This window comes from Actinomadura sp. KC06, assembly GCF_004348735.1.
Taxonomy (GTDB): Bacteria; Actinomycetota; Actinomycetes; order Streptosporangiales; family Streptosporangiaceae; genus Spirillospora.
The window spans coordinates 1-2,903 of record NZ_SMKT01000350.1; the positions used below are offsets into that span (position 1 = coordinate 1).

Consider the following 2,903-nt stretch of genomic DNA (forward strand, 5'->3'; position numbering starts at 1 on the left):
GTTGGAGGGTGGTGGTGTCGTGCGATCATGGCGGTGAGCCTCTAGGGGGCGGGCCTGCGCGGTCGTTGTGCGACGTCCCAGACGACGTGGGACGGGAGGAGGGGGCGGCGTGACGGTTTCGCTCGTTACCGGGGCGAACCGAGGCATCGGCCTCGAAGTGTGCAGGCAGCTCGCGGAACGCGGCCACGAAGTCCTGCTCGGCGCGCGTTCTCCGGAGGCGGCCGAACGCGCGGCGAAGGAGGTCGGTGCGACGCCGTTGCGCCTGGACCTCACCTCGTCCGCCGACATCGAAGGCGCCGCCGCCGAGATCGGGCACCTGGACGTCCTGGTCAACAACGCTGCGATCACCTACGACACGTGGCAGCGGGCGTCGGCCGCCGACCTGTCCGTCGTCCGGGAGGCGACCGAGACCAACCTCTACGGTCCGTGGCGGCTGACGCAGGCGCTCCTTCCCCACCTGCGCCGCAGCGGCCACGGACGGATCGTGAACGTGTCCAGCGGAGTCGCGTCGCTGACCGACATGGGCGGCGGCACGCCCGCCTACACCGTGTCCAAGGTCGCGCTCAACGCGCTGACCCGCATGCTCGCCGCCGAGCTCCGCCCCGACGGCATCCTCGTGAACGCGGTCTGCCCCGGTTGGGTCGCGACCGATATGGGCGGCCCCGGCGGACGCCCCGTCGCCGAGGGCGCGGCGGGCATCGTGTGGGCCGCGACGCTGCCCGACGACGGCCCGACCGGCGGGTTCTTCCGCGACGGCCGTCCCCTCCCCTGGTGAAAGGCACTTCGATGATCTTGGTCACTGGCGCGACCGGCAATATCGGCTCCGAGCTCGTCGACCTTCTCGCGTCGTCCGGCGAGCCCGTTCGCGCCCTCGTTCGCCGACCGCCGCCCGTGCCGGTGGACGGCGTCGAACACGTCACCGGCGACCTCGACGACCCCGCCTCACTCGCTCCGGCACTGGACGGCGTGCAAGGCGTCTTCCTTCTCCCCGGCTACCGCGACATGCCGGGGATCCTCGCCGAGGCCCGTCGCGCCGGGGTGGGACGTGTCGTCCAGCTTTCGGGCGCATCGGCGGGCAGCGGCGACATGACCAACGCCGTCACCCGCTACATGATCGTCACCGAGCGCGCGCTCCATGATTCGGGCCTCCCGTGGACGGTCCTGCGTCCGAGCGCCTTCATGTCGAACGCGCTGCGCTGGCTCCCTCAACTGAACGCCGGTGACACGCTCCGGCTGCCGTTCGCGAACGTCCGCGCCGCCGCCGTCGATCCGCGCGACATCGCCGCCGTCGCCGCCAAAGCCCTGCTGGACGACGGTCACGCGGGACAGACGTACTATCCGACCGGCCCCGAATCGCTGCTGCCCGCCGAGCAGGTCGCCATCCTGGGTGACGTCCTAGGCCGTGACCTGCGCTTCGAGGCCCAACCCGACGACGAGGCCCGCGCCGAGATGACGGGCCAGATGCCCGCCGAATACGTCGACGCGTTCTTCGACTTCTACGTGAACGGCTCCCTGGACGAGTCGATCGTCCGCTCGACCGTCCAGGACATCACAGGCACCCCACCCCGAACCTTCCGCCAGTGGGCTGAATCCCACACCTCCGCCTTCACATGAGCTCCCCCGACCCAACCGATCCGCGTGCGCCGACCGTCCCGCCCAAGCCGGTCGACGCGCCCAAGCCGGTCAGGCCGGTTGTGACGCTTAGTGCGATCAGTGCGGCGACGCGGTCGCTCCTTGCTACGGCGGAGCGGTTCGATGACGACGACGTTCGCGCGCCGTCGCTGCTGCCCGGCTGGACGCGCGGCCACGTCCTCACGCACGTGGCCAGGAACGCCGACGGCGGCACTCGCCTGCTCACCTGGGCCCGGACGGGTGTCGAGTCCTACGAGTACCCGAGCATGGAGGCCCGCGCCGCCGAGATCGAGGCCGGCGCCGGACGTCCCGCCGCCGCGCTCGTGGCGGACGTGCGGGACAGCGCCCGGCGGTTCGCCGACGCTTACGCGCTGATGCCGGACGAGGCGTGGGCGCGGACCGTCCAATGGACGTCGGGCGCACGCCACCCGGCCGCCCGCGCCGCCGACGCGCGGCTCACCGAGGTGCTCGTCCACCATGTCGATCTCGACGCCGGCTTCATGCCACGCGACTGGCCCGCGGCGTTCACATCGCGGACGCTCGACGGCGTCGCCGCCTCTTTTGCTCGCCGCGACGACGCCCCGCGCCTGCGACTGCGCGCCACCGACACCGGCCGCGAGCTCGGTGACGACAACGATGGCGCCATGATCGTCATGGGTCCGGAGGCGTCCCTGCTCGCCTGGCTGATGGGCCGATCCCGCGGCGACGACCTCACCGGCACCGAAGGCGTGACACTTCCCTTCCTCTACTGACCCCATCGGCTTACGACACCGTCGGAGAGCCCGGCGACACCTGGGTCTGCGCACCGGAACGCCCTTCTCGAACGAGACATCCCGCATCCCTCTGGTCCAGGTGCGCAGGACGCCAGACGCACGGCGCGGCCCGCTGACCGCCGACTCATTAACACCGGCCCCACCGACTTGTGACACCGACGGCGGCCGAGTTCACGCAGGCTGATCGACCTTCTCCGAGAGGATGTCGGTGCGCAGCGGAATCCCTTCTCGGAGGAGACACCCCGCATCGCTCTTGGCCGAGCGCGGCCGACGACGGACACGCGGCGCGGTCCGCTCACCGCCGACCATGAACGCCGCCCATGAACACCGGCCCCACCGGCTTGTGACACCGGCAGTGGTTGGGGTCGTGCAGGTTGATCGGGCTTTTCGGAGAGGTGTCCTTGGGTCGCTTGTCCGGGTATGTGGGACGGACGAACGGTGACCGCTCCGTTGAGAGCCGGGGCGGGGGCATCGCCTCGGAGACGGGCGGCGCCGGGG

At 71.2% G+C, this 2,903-nt stretch carries 3 protein-coding genes; all 3 read left to right on the plus strand.

Annotated elements, in window-relative coordinates:
• The first annotated feature begins 109 nt into the window (after positions 1-109).
• Genes E1287_RS42865 through E1287_RS42875 form a run of 3 tightly spaced genes read left to right on the plus strand, consistent with a single transcriptional unit; the run spans position 110 to position 2,384 of the window.
• Positions 110-775: an SDR family oxidoreductase gene (locus E1287_RS42865; protein ID WP_131971828.1), complete on the plus strand. Its 666-nt coding sequence runs from the start codon at positions 110-112 to the stop codon at positions 773-775.
• 11 nt (positions 776-786) lie between these two features.
• A complete protein-coding gene (locus tag E1287_RS42870) occupies positions 787-1,614 on the plus strand; it encodes an SDR family oxidoreductase (RefSeq protein WP_131971830.1) in 828 nt (275 codons plus the stop codon).
• On the plus strand, positions 1,611-2,384 hold the full coding sequence (locus E1287_RS42875; protein ID WP_243719839.1) for a maleylpyruvate isomerase family mycothiol-dependent enzyme: 774 nt from the start codon (positions 1,611-1,613) through the stop codon (positions 2,382-2,384). Before E1287_RS42870 ends, E1287_RS42875 begins: the two co-directional genes overlap by 4 nt.
• The last annotated feature ends 519 nt before the right edge of the window (positions 2,385-2,903 follow it).

Bases quoted from the DNA above. Each gene is read 5' to 3' on its own strand.
- E1287_RS42875 (WP_243719839.1), top strand. From the start codon at position 1,611: ATGAGCTCCCCCGACCCAACCGATCCGCGTGCGCCGACCGTCCCGCCC.
- E1287_RS42870 (WP_131971830.1), top strand. From the start codon at position 787: ATGATCTTGGTCACTGGCGCGACCGGCAATATCGGCTCCGAGCTCGTC.